This is a genomic window from Roseobacter sp. FCG-D35, from assembly GCF_033436665.1.
Lineage (GTDB): Bacteria > Pseudomonadota > Alphaproteobacteria > Rhodobacterales > Rhodobacteraceae > JAWQFO01.
Genome location: NZ_JAWQFO010000004.1, coordinates 1 through 26,414, shown reverse-complemented (window position 1 = coordinate 26,414; position 26,414 = coordinate 1). Strand labels below are relative to the sequence as shown.

29 protein-coding genes and 1 riboswitch are annotated in these 26,414 nt (G+C 65.4%); of the genes, 17 read left to right on the top strand and 12 right to left on the bottom strand.

From position 1 onward, the window contains the following. Window positions 1–3: 3 nt before the first annotated feature. The 3 genes from R5H30_RS11010 to R5H30_RS11000 are packed head-to-tail and all read right to left on the bottom strand — an operon-like array spanning window position 4 to window position 3,814. Complete coding sequence (locus R5H30_RS11010; protein WP_318328355.1) at window positions 4–369, bottom strand: response regulator; 366 nt, start codon at window positions 367–369, stop codon at window positions 4–6. Then, complete coding sequence (locus R5H30_RS11005; RefSeq protein WP_318328354.1) at window positions 366–3,062, bottom strand: response regulator; 2,697 nt, start codon at window positions 3,060–3,062, stop codon at window positions 366–368. The genes R5H30_RS11010 and R5H30_RS11005 overlap by 4 nt, the downstream gene beginning before the upstream one ends. Further along, a complete protein-coding gene (locus tag R5H30_RS11000; RefSeq protein ID WP_318328353.1) occupies window positions 3,059–3,814 on the bottom strand; it encodes a c-type heme family protein in 756 nt (251 codons plus the stop codon). Before R5H30_RS11000 ends, R5H30_RS11005 begins: the two co-directional genes overlap by 4 nt. A 162-nt stretch (window positions 3,815–3,976) precedes the next feature. Here R5H30_RS11000 and R5H30_RS10995 point away from each other — a divergent pair, with 162 nt between their 5' ends. Continuing rightward, entirely contained in the window at window positions 3,977–4,411 is a 435-nt protein-coding gene (locus tag R5H30_RS10995) for a BLUF domain-containing protein (protein WP_318328352.1), read from the top strand. Here the strand turns inward: R5H30_RS10995 and R5H30_RS10990 are convergent. The 3 genes from R5H30_RS10990 to R5H30_RS10980 form a co-directional block, all read right to left on the bottom strand. Beyond that, window positions 4,408–5,193 (bottom strand): HpcH/HpaI aldolase family protein, encoded by a 786-nt coding sequence (locus R5H30_RS10990; protein WP_318328351.1) that lies wholly within the window; start codon window positions 5,191–5,193, stop codon window positions 4,408–4,410. The two genes, R5H30_RS10995 and R5H30_RS10990, sit on opposite strands and share 4 nt — an antisense overlap. A gap of 94 nt (window positions 5,194–5,287) precedes the next feature. Further along, a complete protein-coding gene (locus tag R5H30_RS10985) occupies window positions 5,288–5,509 on the bottom strand; it encodes a hypothetical protein (protein ID WP_318328350.1) in 222 nt (73 codons plus the stop codon). 172 nt (window positions 5,510–5,681) lie between these two features. Beyond that, on the bottom strand, window positions 5,682–5,984 hold the full coding sequence (locus R5H30_RS10980) for a YciI family protein (protein WP_318328349.1): 303 nt from the start codon (window positions 5,982–5,984) through the stop codon (window positions 5,682–5,684). Between the two features lie 86 nt (window positions 5,985–6,070). Here R5H30_RS10980 and R5H30_RS10975 point away from each other — a divergent pair, with 86 nt between their 5' ends. Continuing rightward, window positions 6,071–6,940 carry a LysR family transcriptional regulator gene (locus tag R5H30_RS10975; protein ID WP_318328348.1) on the top strand — a complete coding sequence of 290 codons (870 nt, stop codon included), beginning with the start codon at window positions 6,071–6,073 and terminating at the stop codon, window positions 6,938–6,940. 13 nt (window positions 6,941–6,953) lie between these two features. Here R5H30_RS10975 and hmgA read toward each other — a convergent pair whose 3' ends face one another. The 4 genes from hmgA to R5H30_RS10955 are packed head-to-tail and all read right to left on the bottom strand — an operon-like array spanning window position 6,954 to window position 11,115. Next, window positions 6,954–8,240, bottom strand: a complete 1,287-nt coding sequence (gene hmgA, locus R5H30_RS10970) for a homogentisate 1,2-dioxygenase (protein ID WP_318328782.1) — start codon at window positions 8,238–8,240, stop codon at window positions 6,954–6,956. A 59-nt stretch (window positions 8,241–8,299) separates the two neighbouring features. After that, window positions 8,300–8,506 (bottom strand): DUF2783 domain-containing protein, encoded by a 207-nt coding sequence (locus R5H30_RS10965; protein ID WP_318328347.1) that lies wholly within the window; start codon window positions 8,504–8,506, stop codon window positions 8,300–8,302. Between the two features lie 2 nt (window positions 8,507–8,508). After that, complete coding sequence (locus R5H30_RS10960; RefSeq protein WP_318328345.1) at window positions 8,509–10,140, bottom strand: FAD-dependent oxidoreductase; 1,632 nt, start codon at window positions 10,138–10,140, stop codon at window positions 8,509–8,511. A gap of 24 nt (window positions 10,141–10,164) precedes the next feature. Beyond that, window positions 10,165–11,115: an MBL fold metallo-hydrolase gene (locus R5H30_RS10955; RefSeq protein ID WP_318328344.1), complete on the bottom strand. Its 951-nt coding sequence runs from the start codon at window positions 11,113–11,115 to the stop codon at window positions 10,165–10,167. 130 nt (window positions 11,116–11,245) lie between these two features. Between R5H30_RS10955 and R5H30_RS10950 the strand changes: the two genes are divergently transcribed. Next, window positions 11,246–11,734, top strand: coding sequence for a MarR family winged helix-turn-helix transcriptional regulator (locus R5H30_RS10950; protein WP_318328342.1), 489 nt, complete (start codon window positions 11,246–11,248; stop codon window positions 11,732–11,734). A gap of 135 nt (window positions 11,735–11,869) precedes the next feature. Here R5H30_RS10950 and R5H30_RS10945 read toward each other — a convergent pair whose 3' ends face one another. Together R5H30_RS10945 and R5H30_RS10940 are read right to left on the bottom strand one after the other, a co-directional pair. Then, a complete protein-coding gene (locus R5H30_RS10945; protein WP_318328340.1) occupies window positions 11,870–12,547 on the bottom strand; it encodes an energy-coupling factor ABC transporter permease in 678 nt (225 codons plus the stop codon). Window positions 12,548–12,584: 37 nt separating this feature from the next. Then, window positions 12,585–12,796: riboswitch (cobalamin riboswitch) on the bottom strand. Window positions 12,797–12,909: 113 nt separating this feature from the next. Beyond that, window positions 12,910–13,212 carry an SH3 domain-containing protein gene (locus tag R5H30_RS10940; RefSeq protein ID WP_318328339.1) on the bottom strand — a complete coding sequence of 101 codons (303 nt, stop codon included), beginning with the start codon at window positions 13,210–13,212 and terminating at the stop codon, window positions 12,910–12,912. Window positions 13,213–13,546: 334 nt separating this feature from the next. Between R5H30_RS10940 and napE the strand changes: the two genes are divergently transcribed. The 14 genes from napE (at window position 13,547) to R5H30_RS10870 (ending at window position 26,350) form a co-directional block, all read left to right on the top strand. Further along, on the top strand, window positions 13,547–13,723 hold the full coding sequence (napE, locus tag R5H30_RS10935; RefSeq protein WP_318328338.1) for a periplasmic nitrate reductase, NapE protein: 177 nt from the start codon (window positions 13,547–13,549) through the stop codon (window positions 13,721–13,723). Between the two features lie 5 nt (window positions 13,724–13,728). Further along, window positions 13,729–14,235 (top strand): ferredoxin-type protein NapF, encoded by a 507-nt coding sequence (locus R5H30_RS10930; RefSeq protein ID WP_318328337.1) that lies wholly within the window; start codon window positions 13,729–13,731, stop codon window positions 14,233–14,235. Continuing rightward, complete coding sequence (locus R5H30_RS10925; protein ID WP_318328336.1) at window positions 14,232–14,510, top strand: chaperone NapD; 279 nt, start codon at window positions 14,232–14,234, stop codon at window positions 14,508–14,510. Before R5H30_RS10930 ends, R5H30_RS10925 begins: the two co-directional genes overlap by 4 nt. Then, entirely contained in the window at window positions 14,507–17,005 is a 2,499-nt protein-coding gene (gene napA, locus R5H30_RS10920; RefSeq protein ID WP_318328335.1) for a periplasmic nitrate reductase subunit alpha, read from the top strand. Before R5H30_RS10925 ends, napA begins: the two co-directional genes overlap by 4 nt. Window positions 17,006–17,013: 8 nt before the next feature. Continuing rightward, window positions 17,014–17,487: a nitrate reductase cytochrome c-type subunit gene (locus R5H30_RS10915; RefSeq protein ID WP_318328333.1), complete on the top strand. Its 474-nt coding sequence runs from the start codon at window positions 17,014–17,016 to the stop codon at window positions 17,485–17,487. After that, on the top strand, window positions 17,487–18,143 hold the full coding sequence (locus tag R5H30_RS10910; RefSeq protein ID WP_318328332.1) for a NapC/NirT family cytochrome c: 657 nt from the start codon (window positions 17,487–17,489) through the stop codon (window positions 18,141–18,143). The genes R5H30_RS10915 and R5H30_RS10910 overlap by 1 nt, the downstream gene beginning before the upstream one ends. A 212-nt stretch (window positions 18,144–18,355) precedes the next feature. Then, the gene (eno, locus tag R5H30_RS10905) at window positions 18,356–19,669 is read left to right on the top strand and encodes a phosphopyruvate hydratase (RefSeq protein WP_318328331.1); all 1,314 of its coding nucleotides are present in this window, start codon (window positions 18,356–18,358) and stop codon (window positions 19,667–19,669) included. A 1-nt stretch (window position 19,670) separates the two neighbouring features. Then, window positions 19,671–20,531: a fumarylacetoacetate hydrolase family protein gene (locus tag R5H30_RS10900; RefSeq protein WP_318328330.1), complete on the top strand. Its 861-nt coding sequence runs from the start codon at window positions 19,671–19,673 to the stop codon at window positions 20,529–20,531. After that, window positions 20,528–21,277, top strand: coding sequence for an SDR family NAD(P)-dependent oxidoreductase (locus tag R5H30_RS10895; protein ID WP_318328329.1), 750 nt, complete (start codon window positions 20,528–20,530; stop codon window positions 21,275–21,277). Before R5H30_RS10900 ends, R5H30_RS10895 begins: the two co-directional genes overlap by 4 nt. A 5-nt stretch (window positions 21,278–21,282) precedes the next feature. Beyond that, complete coding sequence (locus R5H30_RS10890) at window positions 21,283–22,041, top strand: SDR family oxidoreductase (RefSeq protein ID WP_318328328.1); 759 nt, start codon at window positions 21,283–21,285, stop codon at window positions 22,039–22,041. Between the two features lie 42 nt (window positions 22,042–22,083). After that, window positions 22,084–23,355: an ABC transporter substrate-binding protein gene (locus R5H30_RS10885; RefSeq protein ID WP_318328327.1), complete on the top strand. Its 1,272-nt coding sequence runs from the start codon at window positions 22,084–22,086 to the stop codon at window positions 23,353–23,355. 64 nt (window positions 23,356–23,419) lie between these two features. Next, window positions 23,420–24,337 (top strand): carbohydrate ABC transporter permease, encoded by a 918-nt coding sequence (locus R5H30_RS10880; protein WP_318328326.1) that lies wholly within the window; start codon window positions 23,420–23,422, stop codon window positions 24,335–24,337. Beyond that, on the top strand, window positions 24,330–25,229 hold the full coding sequence (locus R5H30_RS10875) for a carbohydrate ABC transporter permease (RefSeq protein ID WP_318328325.1): 900 nt from the start codon (window positions 24,330–24,332) through the stop codon (window positions 25,227–25,229). Before R5H30_RS10880 ends, R5H30_RS10875 begins: the two co-directional genes overlap by 8 nt. Before the next feature lie 11 nt (window positions 25,230–25,240). Then, window positions 25,241–26,350 (top strand): ABC transporter ATP-binding protein, encoded by a 1,110-nt coding sequence (locus R5H30_RS10870; RefSeq protein WP_318328324.1) that lies wholly within the window; start codon window positions 25,241–25,243, stop codon window positions 26,348–26,350. Window positions 26,351–26,414: the final 64 nt, after the last annotated feature.

Below are 26,414 nucleotides of genomic sequence, written 5' to 3'. Positions count from 1 at the left end.
GCGTCACCCCGGAACCAGTTCGTCGATCTGCGCAAGCAGTCCGGCAAGGTCGATCGGCTTGGTGTGGAAGGCGTCGCAGCCGGCATCCATCGCCGCGCGCCGGTCCGAGTCCATTGCATGCGCGGTCAGAGCGATGACCGGGATCGCGGCAGTCTCGGCGTCCCCCTTGATCTCGCGCGTCGCCTGCCAGCCATCGAGCACCGGAAGGCTCATGTCCATCAGCACGAGGTCCGGCGTCTCGGCACGCGCCGTGTCGACGCCTGCGCGGCCGTCGCGCGCCGTCAGGATGTCGAACCCCTTCCGCTTCAGCCGACGCGACAGCATGTCGAGGTTCATGTCGTTGTCTTCGACGATCAGGATGCGTGTCATGGTCCGACGGTTCCTTCCGCGACCGGGCCCGCGCCGATCTGCCGCCGGATCGCGGCCAGAAGATCGGAACGCCCGTTCTTGCCTTTCATGACGACCTCGCGCGCGTTCGCGTGCAACCAGTCGAGTTCCTCTCGGCTGAGATCCTTCGAGGTCGCGATGATGACCGGCAGCGCCTCACAATCCTCGCGCGCCCGGATCGCAATGAGCGTCTCGAACCCATCGAGGTTCGGCATCAAAAGGTCAAGTATGACGATGGTCGGCAACTTGCGGTCTAGCTGCGCCAGCGCACGCACCCCATCGGCGGCCTCGCGCACCGCCCAGCCTTCGCGCACGAGGATGCGGCGGAAAAGAGCGCGTGTGCCGGCGTCGTCGTCGACCACCAGAACCTCGCGCTCGCCGCCGGTTGCGAAGGCATTGATGGTGTCGATCAGGCGCTGCGGGTTGATCGGCTTGGTCAGGTGGTCGACCGCCCCGAACGCGAGGCCCATCTCGCGATCGCCGAGAACTGTGGCGAGGATCACCGGAATCTCGCAGAGCGCGTCATCCGATTTCAGCGACCGCAGCACCGACCATCCGTCGCGCTCCGGCATGATGATGTCGAGCACGATGGCATCGGGCCGGTGATCGGCCGCCAGCGCGAGGCCGGTCTGCGCGTCGCCGGCCTCGAGTACGGAAAAGCCTTCTCCGGTGAGCAATTCGTGCATCGCCTTGCGCGCTTCGGGGTCGTCGTCGATCACCAGAACTTCGCCCGACCGCTCAGACCGGTGTCCCGCGCTGATCTTTGCCTGCGCGGCATCGTAATCGCGCGGGTAGCTCAGGGTGAAGCGCGATCCCTTGCCCGGGTCGGTTTCGACGTCGACGCGCCCGCCCACCATTTCGGTGAAATTCTTCACGATGGCCAGCCCCAGCCCGGTGCCGCCGTAATTGCGCGTGGTCGAGCTGTCGGCCTGCATGAAGGCCTGGAACAGCCGGTCTTTCTGCTCCTGGGTCATGCCGATGCCATTGTCGGCGACGATGAAATCGACGCTGTCCGGGCCATCGCGGACGATCAACTCGATATGGCCTGATCTGGTGAATTTCGCCGCGTTCGACAGCAGGTTGAAAAGGTTCTGCCGCAGCTTGGTCCTGTCGGTGGTCAGTTCCTTTGCCGTGGTCTCGAGCCGCAGCTCGAGCCGGTTGTCATTCTTCTCGATCATCGGCCGGATCGTCGCCGCCACATCCTCGAGCAGCGGCGCGATCTCGATGGGTTCGACATGCACCTCCATCTTCCCGGCCTCGATCTTCGAGAGGTCGAGAATGTCGTTGATCAGCGCCAGCAGGTGCTGGCCCGAGGACATGATCTTTTCCAGATCGGCGATGCTTTCGGTCTGGCCGGCGTCCTCGGCATCGTCGATCAGCATCTCGCTGTAGCCGATGATGGCGTTCAACGGCGTGCGCAGCTCATGGCTCATCGAGGCGAGAAAGCGGCTCTTGGCGTCGTTCGCGGTTTCGGCACCGCGCCGAGCGTCTTCGAGCTGCGCCTGCTTGTCGATGAGGTCCGAGATGTCGCTGTAGACCGCCACGGTGCCGCCTTCCGGCGTCTTGCTCTTGGAGACGTGCAGCCACGCACCGCCGATCCTGATCTCGCGCCGCGATGCACCCGGTGCGGCGTGAAGCTGCATGCGCGTGTCGATCCATTGCTCTCTCGGGGTGTCCCCGAGTGCTCCGGGGTCGCTGTCGGCCTGTGCTGCGAGGATTTCGCGGAAATGCGTGCCCGGAACCAGCACCTCCGAGATATGCGAAAACATCCCGCGGTAGCGTTCATTGGTCAGAACCAGCCGGTCGTTCTCGTCATAGAGCGCAAACCCGTCCGGGATGGTTTCGATCGCGGTCAGGATCGTCATGCGCTGGCGTTCTGCTTCCGCTTCAAGCTGGCGTCTTTGTCTCTGGCTGTCCTGCAAGCCGCGCACCGTGGCCGAGATGCGACCGAGTTCGCCGGGGCCTTCTGGCGGCAGGTCGACGTCCTCGGCCCCCGCGTTCAGCTCGGAGATCGCGCGATTTATCCCGCGCAGCGGCAGGATGATGGACCGAAGCACCCACCACGTCAGCAGCGCGCCGCCCAGCAGGATCAGGACACAGGCCACCGTCGCGCGGGTGACCGAGCCCTGCACGGCCTCCGATGCCGCGGCTTCGGCTTCGGCGGCCTCCGAGGCGAGAGCAGCGACGAGGTCCTTGAGCGCCGCGTCGACGCGGTCGCTGCCCTGGCGCGCCTGGGCGGCCAGCGTGTTGCCGATCACGCGCCGGTCCTCGGTATAGGCGTCGGCGGCCCTCAGCGCGCTTGCGGCGTAATCCTCGACCCCCTGACGGATCTGAGCCGCGGCGTCCGGGGCAAATGCCTCAATTTGCGTCAACCGCTCTTCGAGCGCTGCGCGCGCGGCCTCTGCGCGCCGTTCGGACAAGGTCAGCAGGCTGACGGAAAGATCGGTCAGCCAATAGCGCATCTCGCCGAAATCGCGGTCCGCCTCGGCGGCGAGTTGCAGGCGCTGGAATCGCTCGGTCGAGGCTTCGATCTGCTGCTGGTTGCGCCGCAGGTCCCAGGCCATCGTCAGCGTGCTGATCAGCACGGCGCTCAGCAGCACCGCGGACAGCGACCCGACCCGCAGCGCGATGCTGTCGCCCGCGGCCCGGAACCACCGGCGTGACAGGCCGGTCATTGCCTCAGGGTGATGCTGATCGCGCCGGCAAGATCGCCCGCCGCACCGCCCTCCTTGGGAAAGCCGGTGATGTCCACCTCGCCTTTGGGTCCCCCGTGACAGGTCAGGCAGGAGGCGCCGTAGTACTCGGGGATCAGCATCCGGAAACGCGCGTCTCCGTCCGATGCGATTTCCTCGAAGAAGGCCTCGCCTTCGGTCCAGTCCCCGCTCTGGAACCGCTCGTCGATCACCGCCGCCTCCCAGGCGTCGGGACGCGCCTTGCGGTTGCGCACCAGTTCGGGCGGCGCGGTAACCTTCATGGTCGCGCTGCCACCCAGCTTTTCGCCGAAGCGTTCGTTGACCAGACGCGCGAAGACTGCCGGGATGAAGCCCTTGAACCCCAGGCCCTCGGAATTGATCAGGTCCTGGTTCTCGTCGATGATTTCGCCCATCGCGTCCAGCTGCGCCTGGGTCAGCCGGCGCTGCTCGTCGCTCAGATCGCCGTCGAGCGGACCCGTACCGTACGCGTCGCGGTACTGCTCGTGGACGGCGGCGAGGAAGGTTTCCGCATCGAGGCCCTTGTCGGCGATATCGGGATTGTTGATGAGATCTTGGTTGACCGACACGACACCTCGTCCGGCCCGCAAGAGCGCGGCGAGGCGATTGCCTTCGTCGACGAATTCTTCCAGATGCGCATCGGCGCGCAATGCCTCCGGCGCGATGTTCAGCGAAACCAGGCTTGCGGCGACAATCAGAGCACAACGTCTAAACATGGCGAACGGCCCTCTCGTGATGGAAATGCGTACATCTGCTGCAAGCATGACTAGTTTGCCGAAATCCGTAAAGCGGCGATTCTCCCGATTTCACGCCGTCGTCGTGCGCGTGGACGCAAACCGCGCCGCAGGGTAGGATGACGAAAGGTAACCCGGAAAAGGATGGACCCGGTACCGATGCACTGTCTTGTCTACACCAGCGGCGCCAGCCGGCCGATGGGAGATGACGATCTGTCCGAGCTGCTTGAAACCTGTCGCGCACGCAACCTCGCCGACGGGATTACGGGGATGCTGCTCTACAAGGACGGAAGTTTCATGCAGGCGCTCGAAGGTCCGCGCGACGTGGTTTTCAACACCTATGCCCGGATCGTGGAGGACCCGCGCCACAAGGACGTCTTCCTGCTGCTGGACCGGCCTGTTCCGCAACGCAATTTTGACGGCTGGGCGATGGGATTCCGGACGGTTGCCGCCGAAGACCTTGCCGGGGTGGCGGGCTTTGACGATCTGTCTGGCGGCGATCTGGCGGCCCCGGCGCTCGCCAGCAAACCGCATATCGCGCTGAGGCTGCTCACGCGGTTCAACGAGAATACGCGTTAGTCCTTGGCGGCCCCGGTCAGGGTCCTGAAACGCTGCACGCTTTCCGAAGCGGCCGCGGCCAGAAGGCGCGCGTCGCCCGAGACCGTGGTCAGGTGGAACCCCCAGCCGATTGCCCGGGCCGCGTAATCCGCGCTGCCGCAGTGCAGACAGGCCCGCAGGCCGTTCCTGTCGCAGACCTCCGCGATGTGCTGGATCAGCGCGATCATCTCGGGCTCCTCGCGGTCGAGCCCGGGCGGCAGGCGTCCGGCCTGCGACCCGAGGGTCAGGTCCGCCGGGCCGACGTAGAGCCCGTCGAGCCCCGGTGTCGCGGCGATCTCCTCCAGGTTCTCGACCCCTTGCGCGGTCTCGATCATCGCCAGCGCGAGCACTTCGGCGTTCATCGCAACGCCGTACCCCGGCATGGCGACGCCGGCCCGTGTCGGGCCGAAACTGCGCTGGCCGTCAGGCGGATAGCGCATGCAGGAGACGAAGAGTTCGGCCTCGGCGCGCGAGTTGATCATCGGGCAAACGATGCCCATTGCCCCGGCATCCAGCGCCTTCATGATCGCCGCCGGATCGAGCCACGGAACCCGGGCCAGCGGCGTGACCCCGCTGGCGCGCATCGCCTGCAGCATCGGCAGAAGGTCGGAATAGTCGAGCGCGCCGTGCTGCATGTCGACGCAGACCGAGTCGTATCCCTGCGCGGCCATGATCTCGGCGGTGAAGGGGTTGCCGATGGAACACCAACCGTTGATCGCGGGCCGGCCCGCCTCCCAGATCCGTTTCAGGCCGTTCTCGTGCATGGTGTTCCCTTCGCTTGACCGCCCTGCGATTTTTGCGCGCGGTATGTGAGGGGACCGTCGACGAGCGGGAAGGGCGCGTCAACCGACAGTTGGCTCAGCCAAGGCGCTTCCGAAGCCCGCGCCAGGCGGGTTTCACGTCGAGTGCCGCGACGGCGACCCCGAGCGGGATCATCCAGAAGCCCAGGATGGGCAGGAAGCCGAAAAAGCCTCCGACGATCAGAAGAAGCCCGAGCAGCAGGCGCGCGCCGGGCGGCACGCGGCGCCTGATCCGCACCAGCGCGCGTCCGATCGTCTGCTTGAAGCCATGTCGTGCCATCTGGTCCGCTCACCCCTTTGTCGAGGCGCAATGCCCCGCCGGTTCCGACCGTGAGATGCGCCTCGGCGCCGCCGGTTGCAAGGGGTTGCGCCTGAACTATCGTGGCGTTTTCAAAAGAGCCTGCGCGGCCAAAAATCTGATGTGGCAGACCTCTGGCGGGCTGCGATGGTGTTCAGCTCTGCGCGGTCCCGCCGGATTTCGGGAAGACCTGTTTCCACGGCAGGATGGCGTGCCCGCCGCGCAGACCCGTGGGCCAGAACGGATCCTCGCGCACCAGCCTCTCGACCTCTTCCGGGGTCTGCGCATCGACGATCCAGAGGCCGTCCCGGCCCTTGCCTTCGGGATCGTCCAGCGGACCTGCCGCCGAAACCGCGTCGGCATGTCGTGCGAGAAAAGCGAGATGTTCTGACATGTATTTCGCACGTATGTCCGGGTCCGCGGTCTTGGCGTCTTCGAAAAGCACGATGTATTTCATTCCGGCCTCCTGTTCGGGTCCGGCTGCATCATCACATGGCGTCTGCGCCGATTGTCGCAGTAGATGTGCAGCGGTAGTCTGCAAAAATGCAGGACTTTGACTGGGACGACCTGAGATATCTGCTGGCGCTTCACCGGCGCGGAACGCTTGCAGAGGCGGGGCGGCATCTTCGTGTCAGCGAGACCACCGTGGCACGGCGGGTGAAACGACTAGAAGCGCATCTCGGAACCGCGCTGTTTGTGCGCTCACACTCGGGCGGCTATGAGCTGACCGAGACCGGGAGAGCCGTGCTGGGCCAGGCCGAGAAGGTCGAGCGCCATGCCAGCGTGCTGCAAGATCGTTTGGGGACGTCGGCCGGTCTGTCCGGGACGGTGCGCATCAGTGCCGTGCCGATCATCGTAAACCATGTGCTGATCCCGGCGGTACCGGCGCTGAGCGCAGCACATCCCGATCTGTCGGTCGAGCTTGTGCCGGAGGCGCGCAATCTCGATCTGACCCGGCGCGAAGCCGACCTCGCCTTGCGTTTCGCCCGTCCCGGCCAGGGCGGGCTGGCGGTCAAGACGCGGAAGCTGGCGGACTGGTCTTTCGGCGTCTTCTGCGCCGCGGACATTGCGGCGGGTGACGAGGAGAGTTTGCCCTGGATCGGCTATGACGATGCGCACGCAGGTCTGCCGCAGGCGCGCTGGATTGCCGACCTGCGCGGGCCGCACGAGCGCCTGTCACCCCTCCGCGTCAGTGATCTGTCCTCGACCCTCGAAGCGGTCGTGCTTCGGCAGGGCAAGTCCGTGCTGCCTCTGTCACTGGGCCGAGGCGATCCGCGCCTGCGGGCCGCCGTGCATCGCCGGTCAGGCCCGGCGATGTCGCGTGCCGTCTGGCTGCTGTGGCATGCCGACCATCCGGGACCGGCCGCCATCGCCGCGGCCCGGGACTGGATCTGCGGAATAGACTGGCGCTGAGGCGCCGGTCGCGTCACTTCCGGCCGGGCGTTCCGTCGAATTTCTTCTCCAGGCTGTCCCAGCAATCGATGTAATTGTCCTGCAGCGGCGCCTCACGGCCCGCGAATGCGGTCAGCTGTTGCGGAAACCGGGTCTCGAACATGAAGGACATCGTATTGTCGAGCTTCTCCGGCTTCAGGTCCGCGTTCGACGCCCCCTCGAAGGCATTCCGGTCCGGACCGTGCGGCAGCATCATGTTGTGCAGGCTGATGCCGCCCGGGGCGAAGCCTTGCGGCTTGGCGTCGTACTGCCCGTAGATGTTGCCCATCAGCTCGGACATGATGTTCTTGTGATACCACGGTGGGCGGAAGGTGTCCTCGGCCACCATCCAGCGTTCGCGGAACAGCACGAAGTCGATGTTGGCGGTGCCGGGCACGCCCGACGGGGCGGTGAGCACAGTGAAGATCGACGGATCGGGATGGTCGAAGAGGATCGCGCCGACCGGGCAGTAGTTTCGCAGATCGTATTTCACCGGCGCGTAATTGCCGTGCCAGGCCACCACGTCGAGCGGGCTTTGCGCGATCTTCGTCTCGTGGAACTGGCCACACCACTTGATCGTCAGTGTCGAGGGCACCTCGCGGTCCTCGAAGGCCGCAACCGGAGCCTTGAAATCGCGTGGGTTGGCAAGGCAGTTGGCCCCGATGGGGCCGCGGCCCGGCAGTTCGAACTTTTGTCCGTAATTCTCGCAGACGAAACCGCGGCAGGGTCCGTCGAGCACCTCGACCCGATAGACGAGCCCGCGCGGGATGATCGCGATCTCGCGCGGCTCGATGTCGATGATGCCGAGTTCGGTGGCGAAGCGCAGGCGGCCCTCCTGCGGCACGACCAGCAATTCGCTGTCGGCGGAGTAGAAATAGGCGTCGTCCATCGAGGTGTTCACAAGGTAGATGTGCGCCGCCATGCCGATCTGCGTATGGACGTCGCCGGCGGTGGTCATCGTGCGCATGCCGGTGAGCCACGTCAGGGCCTCGTCGCTGTGCGGCACCGGGTCCCAACGGTACTGGCCCAGGCTTGTTACGTCCTCGACGACGTGCGGCGCGGATTTCCAGTAGGGCAGGTCGATGCGTTCGTAGCGCGTGGAATGCTTGACCGAGGGGCGGATGCGGTAGGTCCAGGTCCGCTCGGGCGGATCGGCGGTGAAGGCGGTGCCGGAGAGCTGCTCGCCGTAAAGCCCGTAGTTGCATTTCTGAGGGCTGTTCATGCCCTGTGGAAGAGCGCCGGGCAGGGCCTCGGTCTCGAAGTCGTTGCCGAAGCCGGGCATGTAGCCGGGATGGATGGCGCTGCCGTCGGACTGGGTCAGCGTGACTGGGTCGATCTTGGTCACGAGGTGTCTCCTTTCGGGCTGGAGGCGCGGGCTGCGGCCAGTGCCTCGGAGAGGACGGCGCGGTCGCCGATGTGATTGGCCAGAAGCAGGATCAGGCGCGCGTTGAACGCCGCGCTTTCGTCGTCATCGAGGCCGTCATGCGCGGCAATGAGGTCGGCATAGAAACCATCGGGGTCGGGGATGTTCGCGGCAGTATTGAGCATGGTCAGATGTCCTTGAGCGCGCAGGCGGTGCGCAGGGCCTCGGCGACCACGGTCTTGTCATAGGCGTGCCAGCGCGCGGCGACATGCTGGTCGGGTCGCACGAGGTAGACGGCCGCAGACGCGGCTCCGAGATAGCGCGCGGTCAGCGCGCCGGAAGGGTCGTCGCCGCGCGAGACCGTGACCGAGCGCAAAGAAATGCCTGCGATCTCGAGATCTCCGGGCAGGCCAGCATCGATGCCGAGCAGCACGAAGCCCGATCCAAGCCGGTCGAGCAGAAACCCGTCCGCCAGCGGCGCGTCGGGGCAGGGCGCGCCCGGACGGGTCCGTTCCGGACCGCCTTCGAGCTCATCGGCGCCGGTCAGCGACAGGCCGTCGTAAACGCACGGTACGGAGAGCCGTCCCGAGTTCACCAGAGGCCGCGCGAAGGCGTGGTGCCGCGCGAGGTCGAGCACGGCATTGCGGAAGACGTGGCTGATCTTTGACTTCGGCGTGATGAAATCCGTCGAGCGGGTCGAGTTCAGGATGTTCTCGTCCGCCCCGTGCCGGCGTTCCGCGTCGTAGCTGTCGAGCAGGCCTTCGGGCGCCTTGCCGGAGATCACAAACCCCAGCTTCCAGCCGAGATTGTCGACGTCCTGAATCCCGGAATTGGCGCCGCGCGCGCCGAAGGGAGAGACCTGGTGCGCGGCATCGCCCGCGAAGATCACCCGCCCATGCCGGAATTTCTTCATCCGGCGGCACTGAAACGTGTAGATCGACGTCCACACCAGATCGTAGTCGACGTCCGGTCCGAGCATGGCGTCGAGCCTGCGGCGCACATTCTCTTCCTTCAGCTCTTCCGCGCGGTCGATATCCCAGCCGATCTGGAAATCCACCCGCCAGACCCCGTCGGGCTGGCGGTGCAGCAGCGCCGAGGCGCCGGAGTCCTTGAAGGAGGGTTCGAACCAGAACCAGCGTTCGGTCGGAAAATCCGCCGTCATGGTGATGTCGGCGATCAGGAAACTGTCCTTGAAGACGCGGCCCTCGAAATCGAGCCCCAGCATCTTACGCAAGGGCGAGGAGGCGCCGTCGCAGCCGATCAGCCAGTCCGCCGCGATCCGGTAGGGGCCTTCGGGCGTGGTGATGTCGAGCATGACGTGATCGTCGTGGACCTCGACGCCGTCGACGCGGTTCCTGCCGCGCAGCTCGATGGGCGCACCGGCTGCCTGGGCCGCCCGCACGCGTTCGACGAGGAACTTCTCGAAATAGGGTTGTTGCAGATTGATGAAGGCCGGGTAGCGATGCCCGTCCTCGGGCAGCAGGTTGAATTCGTAGACCTGCGCATCCTTGTGGAAGACCTTGCCGACGTTCCACACCACGCCCTTCTCCAGCATCGCCTCTCCGCAGCCGTAGCGTCCGGCGATCTCGAGCGTGCGCTTGGCGAAACAGATCGCCCGGCTGCCCTGGCCGACGCCTTCATGGTCGTCGAGCAGGACGACGGGGATGCCCTGCAGGCCCAGATCGAGCGCCGTGGCGACGCCGATCGGACCGCCGCCCATGACAACGACCGGGTGGCGCGCAGGTGTCTCCGCGTCCTGATCAACCGAGCGTTGGTAAGGGTAGAGCCGGAACGCCAGCGCATATCGGTCGTCGAGCATTGGTCCTCCTCCCTCGCGCCCGGATCAGCCCTGCAACTGCTCCCACATTTCCAGATCGCGCTGGGCGGTCCAGATCCGCGGCGTGTCGATGCCGCGCGCTTCGTCGTAGGCGCGGGCGACGTTGAAGGGCAGGCAGTGTTCGTAGATCGCGTAATCGGCGAATTTCGGATCGCAGGCCGCGCGCACCGCGTCCCAGGCGTCTTTCAGCGTTCCGCCCTTTGCGGCCACCTGCTTGACGGGCCGGTAGGTGCTGTCGACGAAGTCGCGGGTGCTGGCGAGTGCCGCGTCGACCATGTCCCGGCCCACCAGCGCGTCGCCGCGGCCAGGGGCGATGGACTGCGGGTCGTAGGCCTTGACCGCGTCGAGCGTGCCGCCCCAATCCTCGTAATGCCCGTCGCCGCAATAGCAGGCGGAATGGTATTCGACGATATCGCCGGTGAACATGGTCTGCGCGTCGGGCACCCAGATCACGCTGTCGCCGGCGGTGTGGGCACGGCCGATCTGCTTGATCTCGACCTTGCGCTGGCCGAGATAGACGGTCATCGCGTCAGAGAAGGTCGTGGTCGGCCACGTCAGGCCCGGGATGCTCTCGTAGCCTTCGAACAGACGCGGGAAGCGCTGGAACTCGCTGTCCCAGTCTTCCTGCCCGCGCTCGACCACCATAGCCCGTGCGGTGTCGGACATGATGACCTGCTGCGCATCGAAGGACGAGGCACCCAGAACCCGCACGGCGTGGTAATGGGTCAGGACCAGATGGGTGATCGGCTTGTCGGTGACCCCGCGCACGCAGTCGATGACCTTCTGTGCCAGCCGGGGCGTCGCCTGCGCCTCGACGATCATCACGCTGTCGTCGCCGATGATGACGCCGGAATTCGGATCGCCCTCGGCCGTGAAGGCATAGAGGCCCTCGCCGATCTCGGTGAACGAGATCGCCTTTTCGCCAGTGTCTCCCTGCGAGGCGAATGCCTTGGCCATGTCCTGCTCTCCCTTGATGAATCTGCCGGCGCGACACGTGGAATCGCACCGCAGACTGTCTTCCAATTTTTCGTTGCATTTACAACGAAAGTCAATATCGTTCCCGGTGCAACGATCCGGAGACGCCGCGATGCCCGAGGATTTCCACCTGTCCGCCTTCCTGCCGTACCGGCTCGCAGTCCTGTCCGAGCGCGTGAGCCGACGGTTAAGCGTGGAGTATGAACGCACCCACGGCTTGAGCGTGGCGGAGTGGCGCGTGCTCGTGCATCTGCAACGCTGTGGCAAGGTCTCGGTGCGCGACATCCACGACTTCGTGAATCTCGACAAGCCCCGGGTCAGCCGAGCGGTTGCGCGGCTCGAAGCCGCCGGCATGGTGCGCAAGCTCGCCGGTCGCGTGGACGGTCGGCTCGTCGACATTTCGCTGACCGCGAAGGGTGAAAGCGCGCTGGCCGAGATCGTTCCGATCGTGACGGGGATCGAGGCGCGGCTGCTCGACGGTTTGACGGCGGCGGAGCTTTCGACCTTCTGCGCCGTTATGGAGAAAATTCACGCGCGCCTCGACGCGGACAGCGAGGCGCGGCCCCGGTCGCGACTGGATGCGCTGCGGGAAAACGCCTGATCGTCAGCAAGTCACCGCTGGCGCTGGGTCCGTATCCGCGATCAAGCGGCTCGGGTGCGATTGGCGGGGCAGACGTCGACCCCTGAAAAGACAAATGGCTCCCGTCAGGGAGCCATTTGCAAGTTGAAGAAGTTTTCAGGCGGCGTTGTAGAGCCGCGGCGTCACGAGGCCGGACCGCTCGAGCCCGCGCAGCGCCTTGGCGCCCGCGAGAACGGCCAGATCGACCAGCGGCTCCAATACGACGACCAGCATGTAAGCCGCGCCGAACGAGGTCACGGCGGCAATGTTGCCGGCGGCGAAGCCCTGGCCATAGATGGCCCAGAACGCCACCCAGGCGACGACGCCGCCCTGATAGGCGACCGACAAAGCCAGCGCCTGGCGGTACTCCAGGTCGACATAGGCGGTGCCGGGTGCGATGATGCGCCTTGCCAGCGCCTGCAGCGCGAAAAGCGGCACCAGCAGCGTCGTCATGTTCATGCCGTACTGCGGCAGGTCGAAGGGCGCGAGGAGCAGTCCCTGTGCCAAGAGACCGGCGGCGAGACCGAGCGCGGCGGCGGCCGGACCGAACAGCAGGAAAAGGGTCGAGCCGAGGATGAAATGCACCTCGGAGACGCCCACGGGATAATGTGGCAGCACCTCGAAGAAGCAGAACACGAGCGCCGTCGAGAGCGCCGCACGTCCGGCCAGCGCGGCGGCGCCGGACTGGCGCAGCGCGTCGGCGCAAAGCTTGAGGGTATAGGCGCCCGCGCCTGCCGCGGTGGCGTAGCCCAGGGCGATTTTCGCGCCGGTGACGACGCCTTCTTCGATGTGCATGGTCTTTCTCCTTTTCCGTCACACCCGACGGAGGGTTCAGTGGTTTCCGGGCATGGCTGGTCTCCTGGCTCGCGGGTCATTGCGATGTCCGCCTTCCCGGGGTTGACCCAGTGGCACCGGACACCGCTTACCGCTCACAGTCGCGGGGGCGGCTGCGGGCTGCGCGCCCGTTCCAGGCGCGATTCCGCATTCCCATTTCATCCCCTCGGGCCATTGCCCTTTCGGGGAACCATGGATCGACAGAAACCGAAGCGGCGCGGGGCGTCAAGCGGCAAGGTTCGCGCGACAGGCCGCGTCGCGCCATTTCCTGCGTCAGGTCGCCCCGGGACCGCATTTGTAGATCTGAGACAACGGGGGAAGTGTCAGATTTCCCGAAGGTAGGCCCAGGACACGTAACCCTTCATCCGTGGCGCGTCGTTAAGCGAGACCTTGCACCAGCGCGTGCCGCCGGTCTGCTGGCATTCATGCACCCGCAGAACCGTGCCGTTGGGCAGTCCGAGCACGACGACGAACTCGGTGCCCGGCCCCCAGCGCATTTTCAGCATGTCGCCGTCCTCGACGCCGTGCACTTCGTATCGGTCGCGCCAGCCTGCCGATGCCGGCAGGCTGCCCAAAACGGATGCAAGAACGCCGACCGCAAGCGCGATCGATACCACTCGGCGCATCATTCTCTCCTGTTTTTTCTGCCTCGCCGATCAGTCTAGGGCAGGGCCGTCGCGAAAGGAACGGCGATCCATGGCCAGCAGGCGCGATTTCGTCGCGACCGTGCTCCGGAGGTCTCGACGCGCGCACCGGGGGCCGGGCAATCGCCTTGCGGCAGTTGCGGTGAAAGTTAGGCAGACGGTTGGCCACCCGCTCGCGGGTCGGACGTGGTCGACGATGCCGCTTGAGGGGCGCCGTCCGAGTCGGCGCGCTTAAGGCAGCAAATTAACCGAAAATCAAGACTTAACCCGATTGGGGTTCAACTGTAGCATGTGCGCAGGGATGGGAATTTAACCTATGGCTATGGACGAGTCCGATACCCGTGAGGTGACCCGCGCCGAAGAGCGAAATGTTTTCGTCTTCCTGGCGATTTTTCTGGCGCCGATCCTCGCGGTGATGATCGTCGGCGGCTACGGCTTCATCGTCTGGATGTACCAGCTGATCTACGGGCCGCCCGGACCGCACGGCGGCTAGAGGGGATGCCGGCGGAGCATAGCAGAACAGTTTCGCGGCGCAGTTTTCTGCTTGCGCGGTCCCGCGAACCGGACGCGGCGATCCGACCGCCGTGGTTCGATGCCGACACGCGCACGGCCTGCACCGGCTGCAACGCCTGTGTCGAAGCCTGTCCCGAATCCATCCTCGCCCTCGGACCGGACGCGGTTCCGGCGGTGGGGTTGAACGGCGGGGCCTGCACCTTCTGCGGGGCCTGTGCCGAAGCCTGCGATGCCGGAGTCTTCGACACCGGGCGTGTCCCGCCGTGGAACGTCACCGTCGCGCTCGACCCCGGGTGCCTGATGGATCTCGGGATCAGCTGCCGGCTGTGCACCGACGCCTGTGACAGCTCAGCACTTGTCTTCGACGCCCGCGGCGGGGTCGTCGGTGCGCTGCGCGTGGACGCCGATCGCTGTACCGGCTGCGGCGCCTGCGTCGGGCTCTGCCCCGCCGAGGTGCTGAGACTGGACGCTCGCGAACGCGAGGCGGCATGAGCGCGACACGGCATATCTCGAGCCTCGTGCTGCGCTGTCACCCGGCGCGGCTCGAAGCGGTGCAGACCGCGGTCCTTCAGATCGCGAACACGGAGATCGCCATCGCGGACCGCGGCGGGCGGATCGTCGTGACGATGGAAACCGACGGCGAAGGCGAGATCGCCGACGCCCTGACCCGGATGCAATTGATGGACGGGGTCGCGAACGCGGCGCTGGTGTTTCACCAGATCGAACGCGCCGCCGACCTCGAAGCCACGCAAGGAGAGCCCTCATGAGCGAATTGACCCGCAGGGATGTCATCAAGGCCCAGGCCATCGCGGCGGCCGCCGCTGCGGCGGGGCTGCCGGTGCCGGCGGCCGCGCAGAACCTCGTCACCGATGCGGCCGTCACCGACCTCAAGTGGTCAAAGGCGCCCTGCCGCTTCTGCGGCACGGGATGTTCGGTGATGGTCGCGACCAAGGCCGGCCGCGTCGTCGCCACCCACGGCGACGCCGAGGCGCCGGTGAACCGAGGCCTCAACTGCGTCAAGGGCTACTTCCTATCGAAGATCATGTACGGCACCGACCGCCTCACCCAGCCGCTATTGCGCAAGCGGGACGGGGCGTACCACAAGGACGGCGATTTCGAGCCGGTCAGCTGGGACGAGGCTTTCGACCTGATGGCCGAGAAATGGAAGGCCACGCTGCGCGAGAAGGGACCGAAGGCAATCGGCATGTTCGGGTCGGGTCAGTGGACGGTCCACGAAGGCTATGCCGCATCCAAGCTGATGAAGGCGGGGTTCCGCTCCAACAACATCGATCCCAACGCGCGTCACTGCATGGCAAGCGCTGTCATGGGCTTCATGCGCGCCTTCGGCATCGACGAGCCGATGGGTTGTTATGATGATTTCGAGAACGCGGACGCCTTCGTGCTCTGGGGCTCGAACATGGCAGAGATGCATCCCATTCTCTGGACCCGCATCTCAGACCGGCGTTTCAGCCATCCGCATGTCAAGGTGGCGGTGCTGTCGACCTTCACGCACCGCAGCTTCGACCTGGCCGACATCCCGATCGTCTTCACGCCGCAGTCGGATCTCGTGATCCTGAACTACATCGCCAACTACATCATCGAAAACGGTGCGGTGAACGAGGCCTTCGTCGACGAACACGTCAACTTCAAGCGCGGCGTGACCAATATCGGCTACGGCCTTCGCCCCGAGACGCCGCTGGAGCAGGCGGCCGAACACGCCGGCGACGCCAACAGTGCCGAGCCGATGAGCTTTGAGGAATACAAGGAATTCGTGTCCGAATACACGCTCGAGAAGGCGGTCGAGATGACCGGCGTCGAGGCTTCGCGGCTCGAACAGCTTGCGCAACTCTACGCCGATCCCGACACCAAGGTCATGTCGCTCTGGACGATGGGATTCAACCAGCACACCCGCGGGGTCTGGGCCAACAACCTCGTCTACAACTTGCACCTGCTCACGGGGAAGATTTCGACACCCGGCAACTCGCCGTTCTCGCTGACCGGCCAGCCCTCGGCCTGCGGCACGGCGCGCGAGGTGGGCACATTCGCACATCGTTTGCCCGCCGACATGGTGGTGACCAACCCCGAGCACCGCGCCCATGCCGAGGAGATCTGGAAGCTGCCCGCAGGCACCATCCCCGACTGGGTCGGCAGCCATGCCGTCAAGCAGAACCGCGATCTGAAGGACGGGCTGATCAACTGCTACTGGGTGCAGGTGAACAACAACATGCAGGCGGCACCCAACATGATGGAGGAAGGGCTGCCCGGCTACCGCAACCCCGACAACTTCATCGTGGTCTCCGACGCCTATCCCACGGTGACCTGCGAGGCCGCCGACCTGATCCTGCCGGCCGCTATGTGGGTCGAGAAGGAAGGCGCCTATGGCAACGCCGAGCGGCGGACCCAGGTCTGGCACCAGCTTGTCGCCCCGCCCGAGGGCGCGCGGTCGGACCTGTGGCAATTGATGGAGTTCTCGAAGCGCTTCACGACCGACGAGGTGTGGCCCGAAGAGATCCTGTCGGCAAATCCCGATTATCGCGGCAAGACGCTTTACGAGGTGCTTTACACCAACGGCAAGGTCGATGCCTTCGGGATCGAAGAGATCAGCCCGGACTACGCCAACGACGACGCCGAGAGTTTCGGCTTCTACGTCCAGAAAGGTCTTTTCGAGGAATATGCCGAGTTTGGGCGCGGTCACGGTCACGACCTGGCTCCCTACGAGCGCTACCACGAGGAACGCGGCCTGCGCTGGCCGGTGGTGGATGGCAAGGAGACACCGTGGCGCTTCAACGGCGACTATGACCCCTACGTCAGCGCGGGCAAGAAGATCGAGTTCTACGGCAACGCCGACGGGCGCGCGAACATCTTTGCTCTGCCGTTTGAACCGGCGGCGGAAGAACCCGATGACGAGTATCCATTCTGGCTTTCGACGGGCAGGGTGCTGGAGCACTGGCATTCGGGGTCGATGACCCAGAGGGTGCCCGAGCTTTACCGCGCGGTTCCCGATGCGCTCTGCTACATGCATCCCGACGACGCGGTCGAGATGGGCGTGCGGCGTGGCTCCGAGGTGCGGGTGATCTCGCGCCGGGGCGAGATGCTGACCCGGGTCGAGACGCGGGGCCGCAACAAGCCGCCGCGTGGGCTGATCTTCGTGCCGTGGTTCGATGCGCGGCGGCTGATCAACAAGGTGACGCTGGATGCGACCGACCCGATCTCGAAACAGACGGACTTCAAGAAATGCGCGGTGCGCATCGAAGCGGTGTGAGGTGCGACATGGGCCATTCTAGGAACCTCCTAATCGCGGGCCTGCTGGCCGTGACGGCAACGGCAACGGTCGCTCAGGAGCATGTCGCGACGCTGCGGCAGTCCGAACCGCTCGACACCAATGCCCAGACCACCGGCATGCCCGAGGTCGTCAACTCCGATATCCGGCAGGTGCGCAACTACCCCGAGCAGCCGCCGCTGATCCCGCACCAGATCGACAACTACCAAATCGATCTCAACGCCAACAAATGCCTGACCTGCCATAGCCGCACGGCCATCGAGGTCAGCCAGGCGCCGATGGTGTCCGTCACCCATTTCATGAGCCGGGACGGGCAGGTGCTCGCCGCGGTCACGCCGCGCAGGTACTTCTGCACCCAGTGCCATGTCGTGCAGCACGATGCGCGACCCCTGGTGGAGAACGGCTTCGTCGATGTCGATGCCGTCCTGGGCATCGCGCAGCAGCTTCAGGAGGAGACCGACTGATGTGGCGACTGGTCAAGCGGACCTGGTACATCCTGACGCGCCCGGCCGCCTATCTCAGCCTCGGGTTCCTGACCCTCGGCGGCTTCATCATGGGCATAATTTTCTGGGGCGCGTTCAACACCGCGCTCGAGGTCACCAACACCGAAGCCTTCTGCACCGGCTGTCACGAGATGCGCGACAACGTCTTTGCAGAACTCAAGCCGACGATCCATTATACCAACCGCTCCGGAGTGCGGGCGACCTGTCCCGACTGCCACGTCCCGCACGAATGGACCGACAAGATCGCGCGCAAGATGCAGGCCTCCAAAGAAGTCTGGGGCAAGGTGTTCGGGACGATCAACACGCGCGAGAAGTTCCTCGAGAAGCGCATCGAACTGGCGCAGCACGAGTGGCATAGGCTCAGTGAGAACGATTCGCTCGAGTGCCGGAACTGTCATTCCGCCGAGTCGATGGACATCACGCGTCAGAGCAACCGGGCGGCCGAGGCGCATGAACGTTTCCTTTTTACCGGCGAGCGAACCTGCATCGACTGCCACAAGGGCATCGCGCATCAGTTGCCGGACATGTCGCAAGCGTCCCTGGTGCCGCTGGACGCCGACCTCGCGTACCAGACCGGTCTCTACCTGGCGCCGGATCCCGACAGCGCGCTGAAATAGGCGGAAAGCCTTCGGCGGCCCGGCGGGGTTTCTCAGAAGACAGCCATAATACTGCGTATCCTTGCGCTTCCCATTTCTTTGTCTTCCCGGCACCGCCGCCGGCGCTTTGTGAAGCTCCGATGCCATGCGTTCACCAACCGCAACCGAATTGGCTCTTGACAGTCTGAGTGTTCGTCGCGATGTTCACGTGAACAATTGAGGGAGGCTACCGCGTGGCCGGAACGATTTCTGACGTCATCGCGCGCCGGGTCTGGGACAGCCGGGGGCACCCTACGGTCGAGGTTGAGATCGTCACCGACGGCGGGGCAACCGGGCGGGCAATCGCGCCGGCGGGCGCATCGCGCGGCACCCGCGAGGCCGTCGACTTGCGCGATGGCGGTACCGCGCTTTCCGGTCTCGACGTGCAGGCTGCGCTGGACAACGTCCGCAGGCGCATCGCCCCGGCGCTGAAGGGCATGGACGCCACCGAACAGGCCGAGGTAGACGCCGCGATCTTGGCGCTCGACGGAAGCGTCCTGAAGGATAGCCTGGGCGGCAATGCCGTAGTCGCGGCCTCGCTGGCCGTCCTGCATGCCGGTGCCGCCGCCAAAGCCGTGCCGCTCTGGCGCCACTGCGCCGACTTGTCCGGAGCCGCCCCGAGCCTTCCGTTGCCGGAGATCCAGATCTTCGGTGGCGGAGCGCATGCCGGGCGTCGCGTCGATATCCAGGATTTCATGGTCATGGTGCCGGGGGCTGCGACCTTCGACGAGGCGATGGCTGCTACCGCCGAGATCTACCGCGCCGCCGGCAGCCTGATGCACCGGAAGGGCCGGCTGGTAGGCGTCGCGGACGAGGGCGGCTGGTGGCCGGTCTTCGATCACAACGAGGAAGCACTGGAGACGCTGGTGCGCGCGATCGAGGACGCGGGCGAGACGCCGGGCGAGCGTGTCGTCATCTCGCTCGACGTGGCGGCCTCGGAGTTCGGCGCGAAGGGGCGTTACCGGCTGGCGCTCGAAGATCGCGAACTCGGGCGCGACGAGATGATAGGCCTGCTGGGCCGCTGGATCGCCGACTATCCGATTGCCAGCATCGAGGATCCGCTGGCCGAGGACGACCCGGAGGGCATGCGGGATTTTACGGCCGAGTTCGGCGCGCGCGTGCAGATCATCGGCGACGACTACCTCGTGACCAAAGCCGACCTCGTCACGGCGGCCGCCGCGGACGGCGCGTGCAATGCGGTGCTGATCAAGGTGAACCAGGTCGGCACGGTCAGCGAGGCGCTGGACTGCCTCAAGGCCGCCAGGGCGGCGGGGTACGGCACCATCGTCTCCGCCCGATCGGGCGAGACCGAAGATGTCTCGATCAGTCACATGGCGGTCGGGTTCGGCGCCGGGCAACTCAAGGTCGGATCGTTTGCACGCTCCGAGCGCATGGCGAAGTGGAACGAGTGCCTCCGGATCGCGGAAGTGCTGGGGCAGGAGGCTTTCGTTGCCGGCAAACCTTTGGCCGCGACCGGCTGGGCAGACAGGAAGCAAGGAGCAGCATGACATGAAACTCACACGGTTCGGCGACCGCTACGGCAACAAGACCCCCTGCCTGGTCGATGAAGATGGCAAGTTTCGCGACGTGTCCTCGGTTGTTCCCGACTTCAAACCCGAGACCCTCGCCGACGGCGCGCTTGCGCGGCTGGCTTCTGCAGATCTCTCCAGTTTGCCGGAAATCTCCGCCGAAGGCCGCCGGATCGCGCCGCCCGTGGCCCAGCCGCGCAACATCTGGTGCATCGGTCTGAACTATTCGGACCACGCGGCCGAGGCCGGGATGGAGGTTCCGGCGGAACCGATCCTGTTCAACAAGTCCTCGGCCACCTATTGCGGACCCGAGGACGACATCCTCTATTCGCCGCAGATGACGAAACTCGACTGGGAGGTCGAGCTTGGCATCGTGATCGGCAAGCGCACGCTCGGGATTTCGCGCGACGCGGCGCTGGACCACATCGCCGGTTTCACGCTGGTCAATGACGTATCCGAACGCGCCTGGCAACTCGAACGCGGCGGGCAGTGGGTCAAGGGCAAGAGCTACCCCAATTTCTGCCCCACGGGTCCCATGCTGGTGACGCCGGACGAGATTGCCGACGTGCAGGACCTCGGCATGTGGCTCGATGTTAATGACAGGCGGATGCAGACCGGCAGCACGTCCAAGATGATCTTCGACGTGGCGACCATCGTGTCCTACATGAGCGAGTTCTGTCAGCTCGAACCCGGAGACCTGATCTGCACCGGCACGCCGCCGGGCGTCGGATCGGGCATGAAACCACCGGTCTTCCTGACGCCGGGAGACGTGGTGACGCTGGGCATCGATGGGCTCGGTACTCAGCGTCAGACCGTTGTCGAGAGAGGGGGAACAGCATGAACAGCTATGACTTCGAAGACCGCGTTGCCGTCGTGACCGGCGGGGCCAACGGCATCGGCGCGGCGGTGGCCGAGCGTATCGTGGCCTCCGGCGGGCGCGCTGCGATCTGGGATGTGGACATTTCGAACCTCGAGCCGCGGGTGAGCCGTCTGCCCGAGGCGTCGCGCCTGCCGGTGCAGACCGATGTCAGTGACCTCGCCAGCGTCGAAGCCGCGCTTGCGCAGACCGAGGAAGCCTTCGGGCAGGTCGACATCTTGGTCAACAGCGCGGGTATTGCCGGGCCGACCCACACTCTGGCCGACTATCCGCCCGAGGCGTGGCGCAAGGTGCAGGCGGTCAACCTCGACGGCACCTTCCATTGTTGCCGCGCCGTGGTGCCGGGCATGGCGGCGCGCGACTACGGCCGCATCGTCAACGTCGCGTCCATCGCCGGCAAGGAGGGCAATCCGAACGCCTCGGCCTACTCGGCCTCGAAGGCCGCGGTGATCGCGCTGACCAAGTCATTGGGCAAGGAACTGGCCAGGAACGACATCGCGGTCAACTGCATCACTCCGGCGACGGCACAGACGCGCATCCTCGAACAGGTGAGCGAGGAGTTCATCGAGTACATGCGCTCGAAGATCCCGCGCGAACGGTTCGTCACGGTCGAGGAGATCGCCAGCATGGTGCTTTGGATGGCCTCTGCCGAAAACTCCTTCACCACCGGAGCGGTCTTCGACCTCTCCGGCGGGAGGGCCACCTATTGACCGCCATGACGCAAGACCGCCCCGTGCCGCGCCGCCTTGTCGGGCGTGTCGCCTGTGTCACGGCGGCGGGGCAGGGGATCGGGCGTGCGATCGCCGAGCGGCTTTCGGCGGAAGGCGCCCGCGTTCATGCCTCCGATCTCGATGGCGGCCTGCTTGACGGTCTCGACGTGGCCTCGACGGCTGCGGTGGATGCGACCGACGCCAGGGCGGTCGAGGACTGGTTCGGCGGCATCGGATCGGTCGATATCGTGGCCCATGCCGTGGGCTTCGTGCATCACGGCACGGTCGAACAATGCTCGGACGCCGACTGGCGCAAGTCGCAGTCGATCTGCCTCGACAGTGCCTTTCATGTCACCCGCGCGGCCGTGCCGCTGATGAAGACCCGCGGCGGCTCGGTCACCCTGATCGCCTCACTGGCCTCGTCTCTCAAGGGATACCCGTTCCGCGCGGCCTACGGGGCTGCCAAGGGCGGTGTGATCGGCCTGATGAAGGCATGCGCCGCCGACTATCTGTCCCAGGGCATCCGCTTCAACGCGATCTGCCCCGGCGTGGTCGATACCCCGTCGCTGCGCGCGCGCATCGCGGATCTCGCAAACGAGTTGGGCAGCCTCGAGGCGGCGGAGAAATGGTTTCTCGACCGCCAGCCCGCGGGTCGTTTCGCAAGCCCCGAAGAGATCGCCGGGTCCTGCGCCTGGCTGGCATCGGAAGACGCCGGCTTCGTCACCGGGCAGACCGTCAACGTCGATGGCGGGATCTCGATCTGACTGCCGGACCTTAGTCAGAAAGAAAACAGGAGGAGAACCACGATGACCATGAAACACACCCTTCGGACCAGCGGGGCCACCGCGCTTGCGCTGGTGGCGCTTGCCACGGCCGCCGCGGCCGAGCCCAAGACCAACATGATGCACCAGTGGGCGCAGGGTTCCGAGGCCGCGGCCATCGCCAAACTCGGCGAGATGTACGAGGCGGCCGGCGGCACCTGGGAGCAGACGGCGATTTCCGGCCACACGTCGAACACGCTGGCCAAGCTGCGCTCGGACGTGGTGGCGGGCAACGCGCCGGCGGCGGTGCAGCTGAAAGGTCCCGAGATCGCGGAATGGAACGCCACGGGCACCACCGCGAACCTCGACGAGGTCGCAGAGGCTGAAGGCTGGGACGACGTGGTGGCGCCCGAGCTGGTCTCGGTGATGAAACCCACCGGCAACTGGGTAGCCGCCCCGATGAACATCCATCGGGTGAACTGGCTCTACAGCTCGCCCAAGATCCTCGACGAGGTCGGGCTCGAGGTGCCCAAGACCTGGGACGAGTTCAACGCGGCTTGCGAAAAGATCATCGAAGCGGGGTACACCTGCATCGCGCACGGCGCCGCGGACTGGTCCGACACCACGACGTTCGACAGCGTGGTCTACGGCATGGATATCGACCTTTACCGCGCGGCCTTCCAGGAGGCCGATGTCGAGGCGATGCGAAGCCAGGGCATGATCGACGCCTTCGCGCAGCTGCGCCGGATGGTCGGCTACATGGATGACGGGATTAACGGCCGCTCCTGGGAACAATCGATGACGATGACCATGTCTGGCGAGGCCGCCTTCTTCCTGATGGGTGACTGGACGGTTGCCTCGGCGAATCTCGCCGGGTTCAAGGAGGGCGAGGATTACCTCTGCAATCAGACCCCGGTCGACTGGGGTGGCGACGGCTTCATCCTGAATGCCGACTCGGTGGTCTTCTTCAACCAGCAGGACCCCGACTACGTCGAGGGCCAGAAGCTGCTGGCAAGCACGATCATGTCGCCCGAGTTCCAGGTCACGTTCAACGTCGCCAAGGGCTCGATCCCCTCGCGCACGGACGTCGATCTTTCCGAGGGCGGTTTTACAGAATGCCAGCAGAAGGGGCTGGAGGATCTGAAAGCCTCGGTCGAACAGAACACGCTTGTGCGGTCGATGGCCCACAACATGACCGTGCTGCAGAAGTTCCGTGGCGCGATGATGGAGGTGATCACCGAGTTCGTGGCCGACGATTCGATCACGCCCGAGGAGGCGGCGAACCAGCTCGCCGACGCGGTCGAACTGCAAAGCTGACCGACAGCGGCCCGCACCGGCAGAGGTCGGTGCGGGTCTGCGCCGTTCCCTTGAGAGGTATGCCATGACGTCCCGTCCGTCCCGGCCCAGGCTATTCGCGCGGCTCTCCGGGCTGACTCCGCAGATCGTGCTTTTGCCGACACTTGCCGCGGCCTTCATCTATGTCGTGGTCTTCTCGCTCTGGACCCTTTGGATCTCGGTCTCGCAATCGACCCTGTTGCCCAACATGGCCTATGGAGGGTTCGGCGAATACGCAGCCCTCTGGCAAAGCAAGCGCTGGATCGTCTCCTACCAGAACCTGTTTCTCTTCGGTCTGCTCTACGTGCTTGGATCGCTTGCCGTAGGAACGTTGCTGGCGATCCTGATCGACCAGCGTGTGCGCTTCGAATCCGTCTGGCGCACGATCTTTCTCTATCCTCTGGCGATTTCCTTCATCGTGACCGGCACGGTCTGGCGTTGGATCTTCCATCCGCAGACCGGTGTCGAGCGCGCGCTCAACGACCTCGGCTGGATCAGCGCCCAGTTCGACTGGATCACCGACCGCGACATGGCGCTTTACGTCGTCGTCTTCACAGGCATCTGGCACGCGTCGGGCTTTGCGATGGCGCTGATCCTCGCCGGGCTGCGCTCGGTCGACGGCGATCTTGTCAAGGCAGCCCAGATCGACGGGGCCGGAATGCCGCGCATTTACCGCCGCGTGGTCCTGCCGACGATCTGGCCGATTTTCGTGGCCGTCACCGTCGTGCTGCTGCAGTTCGCGATCAAGACCTACGACCTCGTCGTCGCCCTGACGCAGGGTGGTCCGGGCGTTGCGACGACCGTTCCGGCGATTGTCGTTTACGACCTGATGTTCCAGCGCGGCCAGATCGCCCAGGGGGCTGCCGCCGCCGTCATGATCCTTGTCGCCCTCGCGCTGGTGCTGGTGCCTTACGTGCTCTGGACCAACTGGCGCAGCCGCAAGGAGGCGGCCCCGCATGGCTGAGACGACGCATCACGAGTTCGACCCGCTCGCCACTGGCAGCCGGTCACGGCAGATTCGCGCCCGCGCGGTAGTCTATGGATTGCTCGGCCTTTTCGCGCTGCTCTACCTGTCGCCGCTGCTCATCATCGCGATGAACACGCTGCGGCCGCTCGACGAGATCGTGCGGCAGGGGTTCATCTCGATCCCCGACATGATGTCGACCCGCTACTGGGGCGAAGCCTGGAGTTCGTTCTGCATCGGCGGCACCTGCGAAGGCGTGTCGCGGTATTTCTCCAACACCTTGCTGATGACCCTCCCCGCGACGATCCTGTCGACCGCTTTCGGCGTGGTGAACGGCTACGCTCTGTCGAAATGGCGCTTTCGCGGCGACACTTGGGTTTTCGGCCTGATCACGCTCGGGGTGTTCCTGCCGGCGCAGATGACACTACTGCCCTGGGCCTTCGTGCTGGGCAAGATCGGCCTTTCGAACACGATTGCCGGCCTCGTGCTGGTGCATACCGTGCAGGGCATCAGCTTTACCACGCTGTTCTGCCGCAACTACTTTCTCGCGGTGCCGGACGACCTGATCAAGGCCGCGCGCATCGACGGCGCGGGTTTCTGGCGCATCTTCCGGCGCATCATGCTGCCGCTCTCGCCGCCGATCCTGATCGTCTGCGTGATCTGGCAGTTCACCGGTATCTGGAACGAGTTCCTGTTCGGCACCGTGTTCACCTCGGGTGCCAACCAGCCGATCACCTCGGCCATCGTCGCCTTCTCGGGCTCGGGCACCGGCGAGCGGCATTACAACGTCGAGGCGGCCTCGGTCATCTTCGCGGCGCTGCCGCCGCTTTTCATCTACGTCATCGGGGGCAAGTACTTCGTCCGGGGGCTGACCTCCGGCGCGGTCAAATAGGGAAATCCGACATGTCGTCACTGCAGATCCGCAACCTCCGCAAGAGCTACGGCGCTGTCGAGGTGCTCAAGGACATCAATCTCGAGGCGGAGTCGGGCGAGTTCGTCGCGCTTGTCGGTCCCTCGGGCTGCGGCAAGTCGACGTTGCTGTCAATCATCGCGGGGCTTGAGAGCGTGACCAGCGGCGAGGTGCTGATCGAGGACCGGCTGGTCAACGACGAAGCGCCCAAGGACCGCGACATCGCAATGGTGTTCCAGTCGTACGCGCTCTACCCGACGATGACCGTGCGCCAGAACATGACCTTCGGGATGGAATGCCGCAACATCGACCGGGCGACGCAGGACGCGACCATCGCGCGCGTGGCGGCTCTGTTGCAGATCGAGCCGCTGCTCGACCGCAAGCCCGGCCAGCTTTCAGGCGGCCAGCGCCAGCGCGTCGCCATGGGTCGGGCGCTGGTGCGCGACCCGAAGCTGTTTCTTTTCGATGAGCCGCTGTCGAACCTCGACGCCAAGCTGCGCGTCGAGATGCGTAGCGAGATCAAGAAGCTGCACCAGCGCGTCGGGCGCACCACCGTCTACGTCACCCACGACCAGATCGAGGCGATGACGCTCGCCACGCGGATCGCGGTGATGCACCAGGGCGTGCTGCAGCAGTACGATACGCCCAAGGCGATCTATGAAACCCCGGCGAACATGTTCGTCGCGGGCTTCATGGGCTCGCCCAACATGAACTTCCTCTCCGCGCGTAGCGCGCCGGCGGGCGACGGAGCCGGCGTGACCATCGCAGGCGGGGACGGATCCGTCCTGCCGCTGCCGCCTGACCTGCGCGCCGACCTGCCCGCCGGGCGCGAGGTGATCCTTGGCGTGCGTCCCGAACATCTCAGCCCGGCACAGGCGCGACGCGCCGAGCGCAAGGGCAGGCCTTCGGTGACGCTCCCGGTCGAGATCGACATGGACGAGCCGACCGGCGCCGAAACGATCCTGATGTGCCGCATCGCCGGGCAAGAGGCGGTCACGGTCTGCGAGGCCGACGACGCACCGCGCCCGGGCGAGACCGTTCCGTTCGAGATCGACATGAGCAAGGTGAGCCTGTTCGACCCCGCCTCCGAGCGCCGCCTCTAGGCTCCAGACTCATTGATTTTCAGAGCCAGAATATGACTGCGGCGGCGAGCGCGATGGCTGATAG